The organism is Enterococcus sp. LJL99 (assembly GCF_054871725.1).
Genome location: NZ_JBTXLT010000001.1, coordinates 1 through 17,997, shown reverse-complemented (window position 1 = coordinate 17,997; position 17,997 = coordinate 1). Strand labels below are relative to the sequence as shown.

General features: G+C 34.9%; 13 protein-coding genes. All 13 read left to right on the top strand.

Translation table 11 applies throughout. The features are described 5' to 3' along the window. Positions 1-149 precede the first annotated feature (149 nt). On the top strand, positions 150-1,040 hold the full coding sequence (locus ACYSNW_RS00065; protein WP_461742180.1) for a deoxyribonuclease IV: 891 nt from the start codon (positions 150-152) through the stop codon (positions 1,038-1,040). 216 nt (positions 1,041-1,256) lie between these two features. Then, the gene (locus tag ACYSNW_RS00060; RefSeq protein WP_461742178.1) at positions 1,257-1,478 is read left to right on the top strand and encodes a YneF family protein; all 222 of its coding nucleotides are present in this window, start codon (positions 1,257-1,259) and stop codon (positions 1,476-1,478) included. A 149-nt stretch (positions 1,479-1,627) separates the two neighbouring features. After that, entirely contained in the window at positions 1,628-3,379 is a 1,752-nt protein-coding gene (locus ACYSNW_RS00055; RefSeq protein ID WP_461742176.1) for an ABC transporter ATP-binding protein, read from the top strand. Then, positions 3,379-5,160, top strand: a complete 1,782-nt coding sequence (locus tag ACYSNW_RS00050) for an ABC transporter ATP-binding protein (RefSeq protein WP_461742175.1) — start codon at positions 3,379-3,381, stop codon at positions 5,158-5,160. Before ACYSNW_RS00055 ends, ACYSNW_RS00050 begins: the two co-directional genes overlap by 1 nt. Positions 5,161-5,291: 131 nt before the next feature. Beyond that, positions 5,292-6,233: a thioredoxin-disulfide reductase gene (gene trxB / locus ACYSNW_RS00045; RefSeq protein WP_461742980.1), complete on the top strand. Its 942-nt coding sequence runs from the start codon at positions 5,292-5,294 to the stop codon at positions 6,231-6,233. Between the two features lie 298 nt (positions 6,234-6,531). Then, on the top strand, positions 6,532-7,248 hold the full coding sequence (locus tag ACYSNW_RS00040; protein WP_461742173.1) for a potassium channel family protein: 717 nt from the start codon (positions 6,532-6,534) through the stop codon (positions 7,246-7,248). Positions 7,249-7,387: 139 nt separating this feature from the next. After that, entirely contained in the window at positions 7,388-7,693 is a 306-nt protein-coding gene (locus ACYSNW_RS00035; RefSeq protein WP_461742172.1) for a nucleoside triphosphate pyrophosphohydrolase family protein, read from the top strand. Positions 7,694-8,217: 524 nt separating this feature from the next. Then, positions 8,218-10,830, top strand: coding sequence for a magnesium-translocating P-type ATPase (gene mgtA / locus ACYSNW_RS00030; RefSeq protein ID WP_461742171.1), 2,613 nt, complete (start codon positions 8,218-8,220; stop codon positions 10,828-10,830). 390 nt (positions 10,831-11,220) lie between these two features. Next, a complete protein-coding gene (gene pdhA, locus ACYSNW_RS00025) occupies positions 11,221-12,330 on the top strand; it encodes a pyruvate dehydrogenase (acetyl-transferring) E1 component subunit alpha (protein WP_461742169.1) in 1,110 nt (369 codons plus the stop codon). A 1-nt stretch (position 12,331) separates the two neighbouring features. Continuing rightward, the gene (locus tag ACYSNW_RS00020) at positions 12,332-13,309 is read left to right on the top strand and encodes an alpha-ketoacid dehydrogenase subunit beta (RefSeq protein ID WP_461742168.1); all 978 of its coding nucleotides are present in this window, start codon (positions 12,332-12,334) and stop codon (positions 13,307-13,309) included. Positions 13,310-13,687: 378 nt separating this feature from the next. Continuing rightward, the gene (locus ACYSNW_RS00015; RefSeq protein ID WP_461742167.1) at positions 13,688-15,337 is read left to right on the top strand and encodes a dihydrolipoyllysine-residue acetyltransferase; all 1,650 of its coding nucleotides are present in this window, start codon (positions 13,688-13,690) and stop codon (positions 15,335-15,337) included. A 7-nt stretch (positions 15,338-15,344) separates the two neighbouring features. Further along, positions 15,345-16,751 (top strand): dihydrolipoyl dehydrogenase, encoded by a 1,407-nt coding sequence (lpdA, locus tag ACYSNW_RS00010; protein ID WP_461742166.1) that lies wholly within the window; start codon positions 15,345-15,347, stop codon positions 16,749-16,751. 259 nt (positions 16,752-17,010) lie between these two features. Continuing rightward, positions 17,011-17,658 carry a CPBP family intramembrane glutamic endopeptidase gene (locus ACYSNW_RS00005; RefSeq protein ID WP_461742165.1) on the top strand — a complete coding sequence of 216 codons (648 nt, stop codon included), beginning with the start codon at positions 17,011-17,013 and terminating at the stop codon, positions 17,656-17,658. Positions 17,659-17,997: the final 339 nt, after the last annotated feature.

Sequence of the window (17,997 nt, the reverse complement as noted above, 5' to 3'; positions counted from 1 at the left end):
CTTTTATGATGTATCTTTTGTTTATTGAAATGTTCCTACTATGATTTTTTATTCGTTTGTAAGGAATAAAGCAAATAGATTGTTTATTTCTTTTTTTTCAAGTATGGTTTTATAAGAGAAAGTTTTGTATCTAGGAGGAAGAATATAATATGTTAATTGGTTCTCATGTAAGTATGAGCGGTAAGAAAATGCTATTAGGAGCTGCAGAAGAAGCGGCAGGCTATCAAGCTTCAACGTTTATGATTTATACTGGTGCACCTCAAAATACCCGTAGAAAGCCAATCGAAGAGATGAATATCGAATCAGGGCAAGCGTTTATGGCAGAAAATGGGTTAAGTAATATCGTTGTTCATGCACCTTATATTATTAATTTAGGAAATACGATTAAACCAGAGAATTTTGGTTTTGCGACTGATTTTTTGCGTCAGGAAATTGAACGTGCGCAAGCGTTAGGCGCAACTCAGATTACCTTACATCCAGGGGCTCATGTTGGTGCTGGTGTCGATGCAGGGTTACAGCAAATCATTAAAGGATTAAATGAAGTACTTTGGAAGGAACAAATTCCGCAAATCGCGTTAGAAACAATGGCTGGAAAAGGAACTGAATTAGGACGCACCTTTGAAGAATTAGCCACTATTATTGATGGAGTTACATTGAATGATAAACTCTCTGTAACTATGGATACTTGCCATATCAATGATGCAGGATATAATGTTAAAGAAGATTTTGATGGTGTCTTAACTGAATTTGATAAAATAGTTGGCTTGGATCGATTGAAAGTGGTTCATGTCAATGATTCCAAAAATCCAATGGGTTCTCATAAAGATCGTCATGCCAATATTGGTTTTGGTACGATTGGTTTTGATGCTTTAAATGGTGTAGTTCATCATGAGAAGCTGATGGAATTGCCTAAAATTTTGGAAACGCCGTATGTTGGTCCAGATAAAAAAACAAGTAAAGCACCTTACGGCTACGAAATCGCTATGCTTAAGAGCAAAACATTTGATCCAGCATTATTAGAAAAAATCGAAGCACAATAATAAAAAAAAACGAATATAAAGGTGTTTTTTTAATTTCTTACGAAGAAAATGATAAAATACCTTTTCTTTTCGCTTGCTTTCTAGTAAAATGATTTCTTGAGAGTAATTCACTGGAATTTACCATGATTGAATGAATAAAAAAACAAATATAGTCGCTTTATCAAAAACTGATTAGTCTTTGATTTAGCTTTTCTCATATAGAAAGGAGAGATTTTTATGTCAACAGGTGTCGTAATTTTAATTGCCATTATTGCTTTATTGTTAGGTGCAGTAGGAGGATTTTTCCTTGCGCGCAAATATATGCAAGATTATTTTAAAAAGAATCCTCCCGTTAATGAGGATATGTTACGAATGATGATGATGTCAATGGGACAAAAACCTTCTGAGAAGAAGATACGTCAAATGATGCAACAAATGAAAAACCAAGGCGATAAGTAAGGTTTTAATTTGTAAATCTGAATTCTTAAAACGAACGGGCTGATTTTTTAGCCTGTTTTTTTGTGTCTATTTTTCTTGATTGAAAGTAGACAGAGCAATAGAGCAGTAACAAAACAACCAAAAATTGAAAAGGATAGAGGAGGGATTTTATGTCCATCTTTAAAAAATTAGGCTGGTTTTTTAAAAAAGAGAAAAAGAGTTATCTGATTGGTATTATTTCTTTAATTATTGTTGCGATTGTTCAGTTAATACCGCCTAAAGTAATTGGGATTGTTGTAGATGAAATAGCCGCGAAAAATATCAAAATAAAGGCTATTTTGTATTGGGTTGAGTTACTTTTAGCTGCTGCGCTTGCACAATATATTTTTCGTTATATTTGGCGAAAACATATCTGGGGAAGCGCAGCGAAATTGGAAAAAGATTTAAGAAAGAAATTATTCCATCACTTTACAACAATGGATGCCGTTTTTTATCAAAAATATCGAACAGGTGATTTAATGGCACATGCTACGAATGATTTGAATGCAATTCAAAATGTCGCAGGTGCAGGGATATTGACCTTTGCGGATTCTTTGATAACTGGTGGAGCGACGATTATTGCCATGATTTTATTTGTTGATTTACGTTTGACGCTAATTGCGTTAATCCCATTGCCGCTTTTGGCGGTAACTTCAAGAGTTTTAGGCTCTAAGTTACACGATGCTTTCCGTGATTCACAGGCTGCATTTTCAACGATTAATGATAAAACGCAAGAAAGTATCACAGGGATAAAAGTCATTAAAACCTTTGGGCAAGAGCAAGAAGATATTCAAGATTTTTCGGGAAAAATTGCGGATGCGGTTAAAAAAAATCGTCGGGTCAATTTTCTAGATGCATTATTTGATCCATTTATTACCATCATTATTGGAATCTCTTACGTATTAACGATTATTATCGGTGGGCGTTTTGTAATGACGGATACAATTACGATGGGACAATTGATTTCTTTTATTAGCTATATCGGGATGTTAGTTTGGCCGATGTTTGCGATTGGACGTTTGTTCAATGTATTGGAGCGTGGGAACGCTAGCTATGATCGTGTAAATGAATTATTGCATGAAAAAACACATATCATTGAGAAGAAAAATGCGATTCAAACTCCTGCGAAAGGTAAAATCGTAATGGATATCAAAGAATTTACTTATCCAAAGGAAAAACAAGCAGTTCTAGGTTCAATCGATTTTACTATTGATGAAGGAGAAACACTAGGAATTGTTGGGAAAACAGGTTCAGGAAAAACAACACTATTAAAATTGATTATGCGAGAATATGATCATTATACTGGAAAAATTATTTTTGGAAATCATTCAATCAAAGATTACTCTCTAGATGCAGTTATGCAATCAATCGGTTATGTTCCACAAGATCATTTTCTTTTTTCCATGACTGTACGCGATAATATTCGTTTTGCAAATCCTGCATTTACTGAAGCTAAAGTTGAAGAAGCGGCTGAGATGGCCTTTATCAATCAAGAAATCAAAGCATTTCCGAATGGTTATGACACAATGGTTGGTGAACGAGGAGTATCTTTATCGGGTGGACAAAAGCAACGGATTTCTATCGCTCGTGCATTGATTGTAGATCCTGAATTGTTAATCCTAGATGATGCATTATCAGCTGTCGATGCAAAAACAGAAGAGGCAATTTTAACCAATCTTAAACGAGATCGTAAGGAAAAAACAACAATTATTTCAGCACATCGATTAAGTAGCGTGATGCATGCCAAAGAAATTTTAGTATTAGATGAAGGACATATCATTGAACGAGGAACGCACAGTGAATTGCTGCAAATCAATGGCTGGTACAAACGTATGTGGGATAAACAACAATTAGAAGCCAAAATAGAAGGAGGTGAGGACTAATGGAAGAATATCAATCTGAGTGGACAAAATCGGTTCCAGTAAGAGAGCAAGTAACGATTATCAAACGCTTATTTAAATTTGCTAAACCTTTTAGAAAAACATTCTTTTCAGCAATTTTTCTAGCATTTGTCCTATCGATTATCAATGTACTATTACCAAAAATCATCGAAAATTTTATGGATAATTATTTAACGCCAAAAACAGCGACGAATCAAATTATTCTTTTATTTGCAGGGTTGTATTTATTTGGTGTGATTGTGAAAAGTATTGTTTGGTTCTTTCAATGGTATTTGTATTCAAGTGCTTCATTGAAAACCTATCAATACATTCGGATAAAATTATTTGAAAAATTACAAACGTTGGGGATGCGTTATTTCGATCAAACGCCAGCAGGGTCTATTGTATCCCGAGTGACGAATGATACAGAGACGTTATTTGAATTTTGGTATGTCTTTTTAATGGTTTTAACAGGTATTTTTGCTGTTGTTTCTTCCTTAGTAGCCATGATTCAAATAAATGTAAAAATAGCTATCGTTATTGCGCTATTCTTACCGATTTTATTAGTAATCATCTGGTATTATCAAAAATTTAGTTCTCGTATCTATCGAAGTATGCGCGAAAAACTAAGTCAATTAAATACAAAATTAAATGAATATATATCGGGAATGTCAATTGTTCAACAATTTCGTCAACAAAAAAGATTAGAAAAAGAGTTTGAAGCGACCAATGAAGATTATTTACAAACTCGTTTTTCAATGATTAAAACCAACTCGCTCTTATTAGGACCAATCATCAATCTTTTATATACTGTAGCAATCGGTTTAGTTTTGACTTTATTTGGATTTGATGCACTTAAATCTCCTGTTGAAGCAGGAATGATTTATGCCTTTGTGACGTATGTTCAAGCTTTCTTTAATCCGATGACTCAAATGATGGATTTCCTAAGTGTTTTTACCGATGGAATGGTTGCGGGAAGTCGCATTTTAAAAATTATGGATCATGAAGAATATACGCCACAACAAAATAAGGATGCACATGCTGAAATAACAATTGGTAAAATTGAATTTCGTCATGTAAGTTTCTCTTATGATGGTAAAACAAACGTCTTGAATGATATTAGTTTTATTGCGAATCCTGGCGAAACTGTCGCATTGATTGGTCATACAGGTAGTGGAAAAAGTTCGATTATCAATGTGTTAATGCGTTTTTATGAATTTTATGAAGGGCAAGTTTTAATTGATGATCGCGATATTCGGGACTATTCGGTAAATGAACTACGTAAAAAAATGGGTCTCGTTTTACAAGATTCTTTTATGTTTTACGGTGATATAGCAGGAAATATCCGTATGCTAAATCCTGACATTACTGATGAGCAAATCGAAGCGGCAGCTAAATTTGTACAAGCAGACAAATTTATTGAAACTTTGCCGAAAAAATATCATGCGAAGGTAATCGAACGTGGCGCTAGTTATTCAAGTGGTCAACGTCAATTGATTTCATTTGCTCGAACGATGGTAACCGATCCAAAGATTTTAATTTTGGATGAAGCAACGGCTAATATCGATACTGAAACAGAAGGGTTGATTCAAGAAGCTTTAGCTAAGATGCGTCAAGGAAGAACGACGATTGCAATCGCTCACCGTTTATCAACAATTCGTGATGCTAATCTGATTTTAGTGTTGGATAAAGGGACGATTGTTGAAAGTGGAAATCATGAAACTTTGATTGCTAAAAAGGGTTTGTATGCAGATATGTATAAATTACAAAGCAGTGAAGTTTAGTTAGTAATTACTGAGTGATTTTTTAAGAAAATCGTTCCACTCAATTGAAAACTAGTTAAAATTTGGGCAGAAAGATAGACAAATAAAAGCTTAAGAGGTAAAGTAAATGTACTTGTAAAAATTCGGAGGAAATTAATATGTATGATGTGATTATTATTGGTGCAGGACCTGCTGGAATGACAGCAGCGTTATACGCATCACGCTCAAATTTATCTGTTTTAATGATCGAACGAGGAGCACCGGGCGGTCAAATGAATAATACAGCGGAAGTCGAAAATTATCCTGGTTTTGATTCTATCATGGGACCGGAATTAGCGTTTAAAATGTATGAAAATGTAGAAAAATTTGGCACTAAAAATGCGTATGGTATCGTAATGGATATCAAAGATCAAGGCGCATATAAAGAAGTGATTTGTGAAGATCAAACCTATCAAGCGAAAACAGTGATTATTGCTACTGGTTGTGAACATCGAAAATTAGGTGTAAAAGGGGAAGAAGAATTTGCAGGGCGCGGCGTGTCTTATTGTGCGGTGTGTGATGGTGCCTTTTTCCGTAATAAACGCTTAATGGTAATCGGTGGCGGTGATTCGGCTGTGGAAGAAGCGATTTATTTGACTCAGTTTGCTTCTGAAGTTGTGATTGTTCATCGTCGTGATGAATTACGAGCACAAAAAATCATTCAAGATCGTGCCTTTGCTAATGAGAAAATTTCATTTATCTGGGATACAGTTCTAGAAGAGATTACAGGCAATGAGATGGTTGTAACTGGTGGACAATTAAGAAATGTTAAAACAAACGAAATCAGTGAAATTGAAGCAGATGGTGTCTTTATCTATGTTGGACTAGATCCACTAACAGAACCATTTAAATCAAGTGGCATTACGAATGATGAAGGTTGGATCATTACCGATCAAGAGATGAAAACATCAATTCCTGGTATCTATGCGATTGGGGATGTTCGTGAAAAAACATTACGTCAAATCACAACGGCTGTTGGTGAAGGCGGGATTGCTGGGCAAGAAGTCTATAAATATATTGAAGATATGACCGATGCTGTAAAAGAAAATGCTTAATTGATAAAGAAGAAACCCTAGATGAAACAGGTTACCAGTTTTGTCTAGGGATTTTTTTAAGTTTTTTTAACCGAAGTTCTTTTAAGGCTATTTTTATTTGTCATGTTGAAGAAAAAAAAGTTATAATTTAGGAACAGTCGTTGCTGAAAAAAAGAATACAAAATGGCAATGTTCAGTTTTAAGAATCGAGAAAAATGACTGCTTTTTCATTTTAAATAAAATTGCGGGATTCGTTTAAGTTTAGTGTTTTTTAATTCAAAAGTGAATTAAAACTATTTTTTAGAATGGATAGAAGACAATGAAAAAAGAAAAATTTGCCCAGTGGTATAATCATATCAATTTGATTTTAACTATGGCTTGGATTGCTTTATTTTTGCTTGATTTAAGTAAACTAATCAATATCGATCATGTGCCGTATATTTGGCTGGATATATTCTTGTGGTCCATTTTTATTATCGATTATACTGTACGCTTTATTTATGCTAAGGATAAAAAGAAATTTTTTACCAGTAATATTTTTGATTTGATTGCGATTATTCCGTTAGGTTGGCTAAAAATTGGTTCATTCACTCGTGTAAATCGTCTATTTAAAGTTATTGGATTGTTTGGAAAATTGGCAAAGAATAAAGAAAGTATTTTGTATAAAAATGGCTTTATTTATGCTGTATATATTAGTGCGATGATTGTTTTTATTGGAAGTGGTCTATTTAGTATCGCCGAAAATAAAAGCTATGGTGAAAGTCTTTGGTGGAGTATTGTGACAGTCACTACGGTTGGTTATGGGGGAATTATCCCGACAACTGTTTACGGAAAACTGATTGCAACAGTTACGATGATTTTTGGAATTGGATTTATTGGGTTTATGACCTCAGCTATCACCAATTATGTAAAAGATAAAAATACTAGCACCGAAGAAACCAAAAACAATTTAGAAATCGAAGAGTTAAGACAACAGCTAGTGCAATTAAATAAGAAAATGGATCGTTTATTACAAGAAAAAGAAAAATCAGATTAGTTATCTTGAAATGGATAGAAGAATCTTGAGGTGAATCAAGGAAAGAAAATTAGTTTGTACGTTAGATAAACTAAGACTGGATTAAAAGATCGTTATTTGAAATTAGTTGTTTTACTATTAATAGAAGGAGAAATGAAAAATGAATAAAAAAGAATATCTTGCACTCGTTACAATGGAAGAATGTGCTGAATTACAGCAGGCATTATCAAAATCTTTACGATTTGGTTTTGATGACCATCATCCTGAAAAGATTGCCCAAAATAATGAACAACAAGTATTAGAAGAATATTATCAATTAGTTGCAATGATGGAAGAATTACAAGAACAAAAAATTGTCACTCGATTGTCAGAAGGAGAAATTCAGCAAATTAAAGTAGCTAAAATCAAAAAGGTTTATCAGTATATGGAATATTCTGCAGATAGAAATTGTTTAAGCGAAATTTAGGGATTTTGAACAATAGCTACTAAATGATTTAAAACCCACTAACGAGAAACCATCTTGAAAATTTGTGGAATATGTCTTGCTATCGTTTTCAACTCTGTTTCGCTATAAAATAACATGGATAAAGACAAGTATCTTTTGACAATTTGAAATAATTGAACTATGATTAAGACACGTTAGACAATTGACGCAATAAGAATTGGTTTGCGTTGTAATTATGACTGGTGTTAGAAAACGAAACAGCTAAATTTCATGAAAAAATGCACGCATACATTAAGACACTAAGCTCGGATTTAGGACCCGAAACAAAACTGCATATTAGTTTTGTCACGGGCTATTTTTTTGCGAACCATTGTTTGGAATGCAGTATCCAAATGTTATTTTTTGTCAAATAAAGACTGACTGAGTCATGAATTAGCTTGCTGGAACTTTGATAGTATCAGCTATAATTTGGAGAGTGGTTAGTGGTGAATGGAGCAATTTTATTAGAAAAATCATGAGCGGATGATAGTAGGAGGAAATTAAGTATGATGAATAAACGAACAGTCGAAATGAAAAAAGCTTCCAAAGATCAAGAATTAAAAAAACTCGCTTTATTATCAGAAAGAGAATTGATGATGGAATTGCGGACATCAGAAAAAGGGTTATCTGAAGAAGATGCCGCGCAACGATTAGAGGAATATGGCCCCAATGAGGTTTCCGCCCAAAAACCAACTCCTGCAATTATTATGTTTTTAGAAGCCTTTAAAGATCCCTTTGTCTATGTGTTGGCATTGTTAATGGTAGTTTCTGCTGCGACAAAAGATTATGAAGCCGCTGTTGTAATGAGTGTAATGATTTTGGCTAGTGTTATTATTGCCTTTATTCAAGAATATCGTTCTCAAAAAGCGAGTTTAAGTTTAAAAGAATTAATTGAAAATACTTCTGCTGTAACGAGAGAGGGAATCACAAAAGAAATCCCAATGGATGAAATTGTTCCAGGGGATATCGTAACTCTTGCGACAGGAGATATGATTCCAGCGGATGCCGTTTTAGTTTGGACGAAAGATTTATTTATTAATCAATCTTCTTTGACAGGTGAATCAATGCCGGTAGAAAAATTTGTAGATGCTGGTGTGGATCGTGATCAAAAAAATGTCTCTGCTATCGATATGCAAGATTTAGTTTTTATGGGGACAGATGTTTTAAGTGGTCAAGGAAAAGCAATTATTTTAAAAACAGGTCAAAATACTTTCTTTGGAGATATTGCTAAAAATGCGACAACACAACGTGGGAAAACCTCTTTTGATATTGGCTTGACAAGGGTAAGTAAGCTTTTATTGCGGATGGTAATGATCTTATTTCCAGTTGTATTCTTGATTAATGGCTTGACAAAAGGGGACTGGGCAGATGCATTCTTCTTTGCAATCGCTGTAGCGGTTGGTTTAACACCTGAAATGTTACCTATGATTGTGACTAGTAACTTAGCTAAGGGAGCGTTATCTTTATCAAAACATAAAGTAATCGTTAAAGAGCTACCCTCAATTCAAAATCTAGGAAGTATGGACGTATTATGTACAGATAAAACAGGAACTATTACAGAAGATCGAGTTGTACTAGTTCAACATTTAAATCCGTTAGGCGAAGTGAATGATCAAGTTTTAGATATGGCGTTCTTAAATTCTCACTATCAAACTGGTTGGAAAAACCTGATGGATATTGCTGTGATTAATTTTTATGAAGAAAGTAAAACAAAAAGTCCGTTTAAACAAGTAACCAAATTAGATGAAATTCCTTTTGATTTTTCTCGTAGACGATTAACTGTCGTGGTAAATGCAGATGGACATCAATTTATGATTACAAAAGGTGCCGTAGAAGAAATGGAAGCAGTCTGTACCCATGCGGAAATTAATGGCGAAATTGTTCCGTTAACCCCAGAACTCCAACAAAAAATGCGTGAAGTTAACGTGAAAATGAATCAACAAGGAATGCGTGCTTTGGCTGTAGCTGTCAAAAAAGATGTTCATAGTGATGCAATTTATTCAATTGCTGATGAACAAGAAATGACTTTAATCGGTTTTATGGGCTTCTTAGATCCCGCAAAAGAGTCTGCAATTACAGCGATTAAATCGTTGCACGAACATGGTGTTAATGTAAAAGTTTTGACAGGTGATAATGATATCGTGGCGAAAAAAGTTTGTGCAGATGTTGGAATCGAAGTCGATAATGTGTTATTAGGCTCACAAATTGAACAGATGACAGATGAACAAATGGCGAAAGAAGTAGAGCAAACAAATCTATTTGCTAAATTAAATCCGATGCAAAAATCTCGTATTATCGAAACTTTACAGAAAAACGGACATACTGTTGGGTTTATGGGAGATGGAATTAATGACGCACCAGCGCTTAGAAAAGCTGATGTTGGAATCTCTGTTGATACAGCAGCCGATATCACCAAAGATGCTAGCTCAATTATTTTGTTAGAGAAAAGTTTGAATGTGTTGGAAGCTGGTGTAATCGAAGGACGTAAAGTATTTAGTAATATGATGAAATATATTAAAATTACAATCAGTTCAAATTTTGGGAATGTTTTTTCAATTTTAGTGGCAAGTGCCTTTTTACCTTTCTTACCAATGCTTTCGATTCAATTGTTGATTCAAAATTTGATTTACGATATTGCTCAATTAGCTATTCCTTGGGATAATGTTGATGAAGAGGATTTAATCAAACCTGTTCATTGGGAAACCAGTGGTTTAACGAAGTTTACTGTTTGCATCGGTCCTGTTAGTAGTATTTTTGATATCATGACCTATCTAGTCATGTGGTTTGTATTTCATGCGAATACAGTAGGCTCACAAGCACTTTTCCAAACAGGTTGGTTTGTTGTCGGTTTAGTTAGTCAAACTTTAGTTGTTCAAATGGTTCGAACACGAAAAATACCATTTATTCAAAGTATAGCTTCTCCTCAAGTTTTACTTTCAAGTGCTGGAGCTGTGATTATGGGCTTGATTATTGTCTTGACACCAATCCGCGGATATTTCGACTTTGTGAAACTTCCTGCTAATTATTGGCCCTGGTTTATTTTGATCATCGTCTTGTATTTGATTACGGTAGAAGTTGCTAAACGTCTGTATATCCGTATAACTAAAGAATGGATTTAAGTAAAAAGTAGTTAAAATTATAGAAAGATCTTTAAGGTGGAATTCTTCGTGTTTTCTATCCTAAAGACCTTTCTTTTTTTATGTCAAAATTAAATTATCTGTAATAGAAATTGCTTATTACGTAGTATAACAGCTGGTAGTTCTTTTGAAATCCTTTTCTTATTTGGAAAATAAAACGTTTTCTTATTTGTGATTTTAATCACGAATCTTTGTTTTAGTAGGTTTTCCAAGTTTATGAGAAAAAATATAAATTTAAAACTTTTTACTTGCTCTTTTACGTGAGAAATGATAATTTGTTAGTGTAGTCAATAAAAAGTAATACAGTTTCAGTTGCTGTTTTATTTTTAGTTGAAATTTAAAGAAGAGTAATAGAGAGGATTGTGTGACAAAATGGCAAAGAAGAAAAAACCTATTGATTTTAACGCACTTATGGAAAAAATCGACGCTGATTTTCCAACATTCCAAGTTTTGGATCAAGATGGAAAAATTGTAAACAAAGATGCTGTACCAGATTTATCAGATGAAGAATTAGTTGATTTGATGACTCGTATGGTTTGGTCACGTGTTTTGGATCAACGTTCAACAGCATTAAATCGTCAAGGACGCCTTGGCTTTTTCGCTCCAACAGCAGGACAAGAAGCAAGTCAATTAGCAAGTCAATTTGCGATGGATAAAGAAGATTACTTATTACCTGGTTACCGTGATGTACCTCAATTAGTTCAACATGGTTTACCGTTAGCTGAAGCATTTTTATGGTCTCGTGGACATGTAGCAGGGAATTATTATGCACCAGAACTTAATGCATTACCACCTCAAATCATAATTGGTGCTCAGTTCATTCAAGCAGCAGGTGTTGCTTTAGGAATGAAAAAACGTGGTAAAAAGAACGTTGTCTTCACTTATACAGGTGATGGTGGTTCTTCACAAGGTGATTTCTATGAAGCAATCAACTTTGCTGGAGCCTATAAAGCAAACGGTGTATTTATCATTCAAAATAATGGTTTTGCGATTTCAACTCCACGTGAAAAACAAACAGCGGCTAAAACGTTAGCACAAAAAGCAGTTGCAGCTGGAATTCCTGGAATTCAAGTAGATGGAATGGATCCATTGGCAGTTTATGCTATTGCTAAAGAAGCTCGTGAATGGTCTGCGGCAGGAAATGGTCCTGTTTTAATCGAGACATTGACTTACCGTTATGGTCCACATACATTATCTGGTGATGATCCAACTCGTTACCGTTCTAAAGACATGGATGACGAATGGACATTAAAAGATCCATTGATTCGTTTCCGTAAATACCTAGAAGATAAAGGTTTATGGTCTGAAGAAAAAGAAAATGAAGTTATCGAAAAAACAAAAGAAGAAATTAAAGTAGCAATTGCTGCAGCGGATAAAGCGCCTAAGCAAAAAGTTTCTGATTTCTTAAAGAATATGTTTGAAGTACAACCACAAAATATCAAAGAACAAATTGCATTCTATGAAGCAAAGGAGTCGAAATAAGATGGCACAAAAAACAATGATCCAAGCAATTACAGATGCCTTAGCTCTTGAATTAGGGCAAGATGAAAATGTCTTAGTCTTCGGTGAAGATGTTGGTAAAAACGGTGGTGTGTTCCGTGCGACAGAAGGTTTACAAGAAAAATATGGCGAAGATCGCGTCTTCGATACTCCTTTAGCAGAATCTGGAATTGGCGGTTTAGCTTTTGGGTTAGCATTAGAAGGATATCGTCCAGTTCCTGAAATTCAATTCTTTGGCTTCGTCTTTGAAGTGTTTGACGAAATCGTTGGTCAAATGGCTCGTACTCGTTACCGTATGGGTGGAACACGCAATATGCCGATTACTGTTCGTGCGCCATTTGGTGGTGGGGTTCATACACCAGAACTTCACTCAGATAATTTAGAAGGATTAATTGCGCAATCACCAGGTATTCGTGTCGTAATTCCTTCAAATCCTTATGATGCAAAAGGATTATTGATTTCATCTATTAGAAGTAATGATCCAGTAGTCTTTTTAGAACATATGAAATTATATCGTTCATTCCGTGAGGAAGTGCCAGATGAGTCTTATGAAGTACCGTTAGATAAAGCAGCTGTTACTCGTGAAGGAACGGATATTTCAATCATTACTTATGGTGCAATGGTTCGTGAAGCAATCAAAGCAGCAGACAATTTAGCGAAAGATAATATTTCAGCAGAAATTATTGACTTGCGTACAGTTGCTCCTTTAGATGTAGAAACAATCATTAAATCGGTAGAAAAAACAGGACGCGTAGTTGTAGTCCAAGAAGCGCAAAAACAAGCAGGTGTAGGAGCCATGGTTGTTTCAGAAATTTCTGAACGTGCTGTTTTATCATTAGAAGCACCAATTGGTCGTGTATCTGCGCCAGATACTATCTTCCCATTTGGTCAAGCAGAAAACATTTGGTTGCCAAATGCTAAGGATATCGAAGCAAAAGCTAGAGAAATCGCAGGATTTTAAATATAGAACTATTTAGTGAGTATGGATTAGATAAAAAAGAGAGAATAGATAAAGAAATCGTGGGTGAGACAAAAGTAAAGACTACTTTTGTTTTATCTCTCAAAATCGAACAAACGGTGGTGCAAAAGTAGCTCTTTCGGAAATAAGCCGAAATTCACCAAAAATTTGAAGAACAATTTTCGGAAATTCCTTCTTATTTCTCAGAGCTAACCACTTTTGTACCAACCTCTTTATTAAGAAAAGTTTGAAGTTCAACTTTAGCTGATTTCTTCAACTATTCGTTCAATTAACATTAGGTATTTATCTGAAAATCGATTACTGAAATAGTAACTATCAAATGAAACAAAGATATTATTTATGGGAAGGGAAGACTAAAAAATGGCCTATCAATTTAAATTACCAGATATTGGTGAAGGTATTGCAGAAGGTGAAATCGTAAAATGGTTTGTTAAGCCTGGCGATACAATTAATGAAGACGATACATTATTAGAAGTTCAAAATGATAAATCAGTAGAAGAAATTCCATCACCAGTAACAGGAACTGTGAAAAGCATTGTGGTTCCAGAAGGAACAGTTGCTAATGTAGGTGATGTGTTGATTGAAATCGATGCACCAGGACATGAAGGAAATGAAGGTGACTCAGGTGTAGCTGCACAAGAGCAAACACCAGCACAACCTGCAGCAACACCAGCACAACCTGCAGCAACACCAGCTGCTTCTGATGGCGGTGTATTCCAATTTAAATTACCAGATATCGGTGAAGGTATTGCAGAAGGTGAAATCGTAAAATGGTTTGTTAAAGCTGGCGATACAATCAACGAAGATGATACATTATTGGAAGTTCAAAACGATAAATCAGTAGAAGAAATTCCATCACCAGTAACAGGAACTGTAAAAAATATTGTGGTTCCAGAAGGGACAGTTGCTAATGTAGGTGATGTGCTAATTGAAATTGATGCACCGGGTCATAATGATTCAGCTGCTTCAGCTCCAGAAAGTACACCAGCTCAAACAGAACAAGCTGCTCCAGCACCACAAGCGTCAACAGGAGTAGTGGTAGCGGCTGATCCAAATAAACGAGTATTAGCTATGCCTTCTGTTCGTCAATTTGCTCGTGAAAAAGATGTTGATATTACACAAGTAACACCATCTGGAAAAGGCGGTCGTGTAACAAAAGCTGATATTGAAACATTTATTTCTGGTGGAGGTCAAGTAGCAACTTCAACAGCAACAGAACAAGTAAGTGAAGTAGCAGCTTCAACTCAAACAAATGAACCAGCAGCTCCTAAAGCACCAGCTAAACCATTTATCTCTGACTTAGGTGAAGCTGAAACACGTGAAAAAATGACACCAACACGTAAAGCAATTGCTAAAGCAATGGTTAATAGTAAACATACTGCACCACATGTTACATTGCATGATGAAGTTGAAGTTTCTAAATTATGGGATCACCGTAAGAAATTTAAAGATGTTGCGGCAGCTAATGGAACAAAATTGACTTTCTTACCATATGTTGTTAAAGCATTAACGACAACTGTTCAAAAATTCCCAATCTTGAATGCGTCTATTGATGATGCAGCACAAGAAATTGTTTATAAAAATTACTATAACATTGGTATTGCAACTGATACAGATCATGGTTTATATGTACCAAATGTTAAAAATGCGAATACGAAGAGCATGTTTGCGATTGCGGATGAAATCAATGAAAAAGCAGCGCTTGCAGTAGAAGGAAAATTGAGTGCTCAAGATATGCGTGATGGCTCAATTACAATTAGTAATATTGGTTCAGTTGGTGGCGGCTGGTTTACACCAGTTATCAATTACCCTGAAGTTGCGATTTTAGGTGTAGGGACAATTGCTCAACAACCAGTTGTAAACGAAGATGGTGAAATCGTTGTAGGCCGCGTTATGAAGCTTTCATTAAGCTTTGATCATCGTATTGTTGATGGCGCGACTGCTCAAAAAGCAATGAACAACATCAAACGTTTATTAGCTGATCCAGAATTATTATTAATGGAAGGATGATTATCAAATGGTAGTAGGAGATTTCGCCATTGAATTAGATACAGTAGTTATTGGTTCAGGCCCTGGTGGCTATGTTGCAGCGATTCGTGCTGCGGAAATGGGTCAAAAAGTTGCCATCATTGAACGTGAATTTATCGGCGGTGTTTGTTTAAACGTTGGTTGTATTCCTTCGAAAGCATTAATCGCTGCAGGACATCACTATCAAGAAGCTTTAGATTCAACAATGTTTGGTGTGACAACGAAAGAAGTAGAATTAGATTTTAGTAAAACCCAAGATTGGAAAGACAATAAAGTTGTTAAAACGTTGACTGGCGGCGTAGGAATGCTGCTTAAAAAACACAAAGTTGAAATTATAGAAGGAGAAGCATTTTTTGTTGATGAAAACACGTTGCGTGTAATTCATCCAGATTCTGCTCAAACATACTCATTCAATAATGCAATCGTAGCAACTGGTTCTCGACCAATTGAAATCCCAGGGTTTAAATTTGGTGGACGTGTCTTAGATTCTACTGGTGGTTTAAACTTGAAAGAAGTACCGAAAAAATTTGTTATTATCGGTGGCGGTGTCATCGGTGCTGAACTTGGTGGAGCGTATGCGAATCTTGGCTCAGAAGTAACCATTTTAGAAGGTTCACCTTCAATTTTACCAACATATGAAAAAGATATGGTTAAATTAGTTACAGATGACTTTGCGAAGAAAAATGTAACTGTTGTGACAAAAGCAATGGCAAAAGAAGCCATCGACAATGGGAACAGCATTACAGTTAAGTATGAAGTGGATGGGAAAGAAGAATCTGTGACTGCTGATTATGTAATGGTAACAGTTGGTCGTCGTCCAAATACTGATGATCTTGGCTTAGAACAAGCAGGTGTAGAAGTTGGGGAACGTGGCTTAGTACCAGTGGATAAACAAGGTAGAACCAACGTATCGAATATTTTCGCTATCGGTGATATCGTTCCTGGTGCTGCTTTGGCTCATAAAGCAAGCTACGAAGCGAAAATTGCTGCAGAAGCAATTTCTGGTAAAAAAGTAGAAGTCGATTATAAGGCAATGCCTGCAGTTGCTTTTACTGATCCAGAATTAGCTAGTGTAGGAATGACTGTTGCAGAAGCAAAAGAAGCTGGATTAGAAGCAACAGGATATAAATTCCCATTCGCTGGAAATGGACGTGCGATTTCTTTAGGTAAAACAGAAGGCTTTGTTCGTCTAGTAACAACTAAAGAAGATAACGTAATTATTGGCGCTCAAATTGCTGGAGTTGGTGCAAGTGATATGATTTCAGAATTAGCACTTGCGATTGAATCTGGTATGAATGCCGAAGATATTGCTTTAACAATCCACCCACATCCTTCTCTAGGAGAAATTACGATGGATGCTTCTGAATTGGCTTTAGGTTTGCCAATTCATATCTAATAGCATGTTTTGTCACACAAAGGAAGACCGAGCTAGCCAAGCTCGGTCTTTTGTTTTGAATTTGTTACTATTTTACTTTATAGATGATTCAGAATTTTTAGTATTTAGTTAGAAAAATAATGGAAGGTACTATTCAATTAAAAACAATGAATAAGTTTAGGAGAAAAATGATTTTCACTTTTTCTTTTGTCACATTTTTTTATTAAGCGTTAAATATGTTAAGATAAATTATATAAATGTAATGTGAAAGGGGATTTTTATGGCGAAAAAACGTAAGGAGAAAATTAAGTCATTTTTAGGTGTGTTAGTAATTTTAGTTTTGTCTTTTTTTAATGATTTTCTAACGATTATTAATGTACCCCCACTCATTAACGGAATGATTGGTAATATAATCTGGAATTGGTTTATTGTAGCGCTACTATTTTTTTATATTTTTCGAGTTGAGAAAAGAACTGTGGCATCAATTGGATTAAAAAAGCCTACTGGTGATGATTTGAAATGGGCTTTCTATTTCTGGGGAATGTCAAATGTTTGGTACGTAGTATTGAATTTTTTCTTTCCACAATCTGAATTAAATGAGGGGATATCAACCATAACAAGCCTAACACTTCCGCTAGTCCTTCTTTTGGTTATAACCACAGCTTTTTGTGAAGAAGTGATTTGGCGAGGTTTCCTAATGGAAAGAATCTATGAATTAACGGGATATATATGGCTAGGTGCTAGTATTAGTTTTGTCATTTTTATTATCCCTCATATTCAAGTTTTTGGTTATGAGTGGCTTATCTATCATGCCTTTGGAAGTAGTTTGCTTTATGTTTTATATGTGTGGCGTAGAAACTTATGGTCAACGATTTTATTGCATTTTTTAATAAATATTCCAATTGTTATTCCGACTCTTTTTTCATAGTAAAAGTGACGATATACTTAATTACAGAGTTGAAAAAAACTTTCTTTGAACTATCTTTTAAAATTGTGAAAGTAGAAATAATCTTAAAAGATAATAGGCACGAATTTACAAAGATAAAAGTAGATTTTTTATCTTTGTAAATTCGTGCCTATTTTTGTATTACTATTATTTATGGCTCTATAATAATTTGTGTTGGTGGATATTCCTAAAGAAAAACCCATCAACACTTTTTTGAGTGTTCAAACACAAAAAAGGAACAACAAACTGATAAAATGAAATCGACCAAAACCACAAATTATCAGAAAGGTTGTTCCCTATGGATAAGAATACCAGAAAATT

Bases quoted from the DNA above. Each gene is read 5' to 3' on its own strand.
- ACYSNW_RS00040 (WP_461742173.1), top strand. From the start codon at position 6,532: ATGAAAAAAGAAAAATTTGCCCAGTGGTATAATCATATCAATTTGATT.
- ACYSNW_RS00005 (WP_461742165.1), top strand. From the start codon at position 17,011: ATGGCGAAAAAACGTAAGGAGAAAATTAAGTCATTTTTAGGTGTGTTA.
- ACYSNW_RS00060 (WP_461742178.1), top strand. From the start codon at position 1,257: ATGTCAACAGGTGTCGTAATTTTAATTGCCATTATTGCTTTATTGTTA.
- ACYSNW_RS00015 (WP_461742167.1), top strand. From the start codon at position 13,688: ATGGCCTATCAATTTAAATTACCAGATATTGGTGAAGGTATTGCAGAA.
- ACYSNW_RS00065 (WP_461742180.1), top strand. From the start codon at position 150: ATGTTAATTGGTTCTCATGTAAGTATGAGCGGTAAGAAAATGCTATTA.
- ACYSNW_RS00035 (WP_461742172.1), top strand. From the start codon at position 7,388: ATGAATAAAAAAGAATATCTTGCACTCGTTACAATGGAAGAATGTGCT.
- lpdA (WP_461742166.1), top strand. From the start codon at position 15,345: ATGGTAGTAGGAGATTTCGCCATTGAATTAGATACAGTAGTTATTGGT.
- pdhA (WP_461742169.1), top strand. From the start codon at position 11,221: ATGGCAAAGAAGAAAAAACCTATTGATTTTAACGCACTTATGGAAAAA.
- ACYSNW_RS00050 (WP_461742175.1), top strand. From the start codon at position 3,379: ATGGAAGAATATCAATCTGAGTGGACAAAATCGGTTCCAGTAAGAGAG.
- mgtA (WP_461742171.1), top strand. From the start codon at position 8,218: ATGATGAATAAACGAACAGTCGAAATGAAAAAAGCTTCCAAAGATCAA.
- ACYSNW_RS00055 (WP_461742176.1), top strand. From the start codon at position 1,628: ATGTCCATCTTTAAAAAATTAGGCTGGTTTTTTAAAAAAGAGAAAAAG.
- ACYSNW_RS00020 (WP_461742168.1), top strand. From the start codon at position 12,332: ATGGCACAAAAAACAATGATCCAAGCAATTACAGATGCCTTAGCTCTT.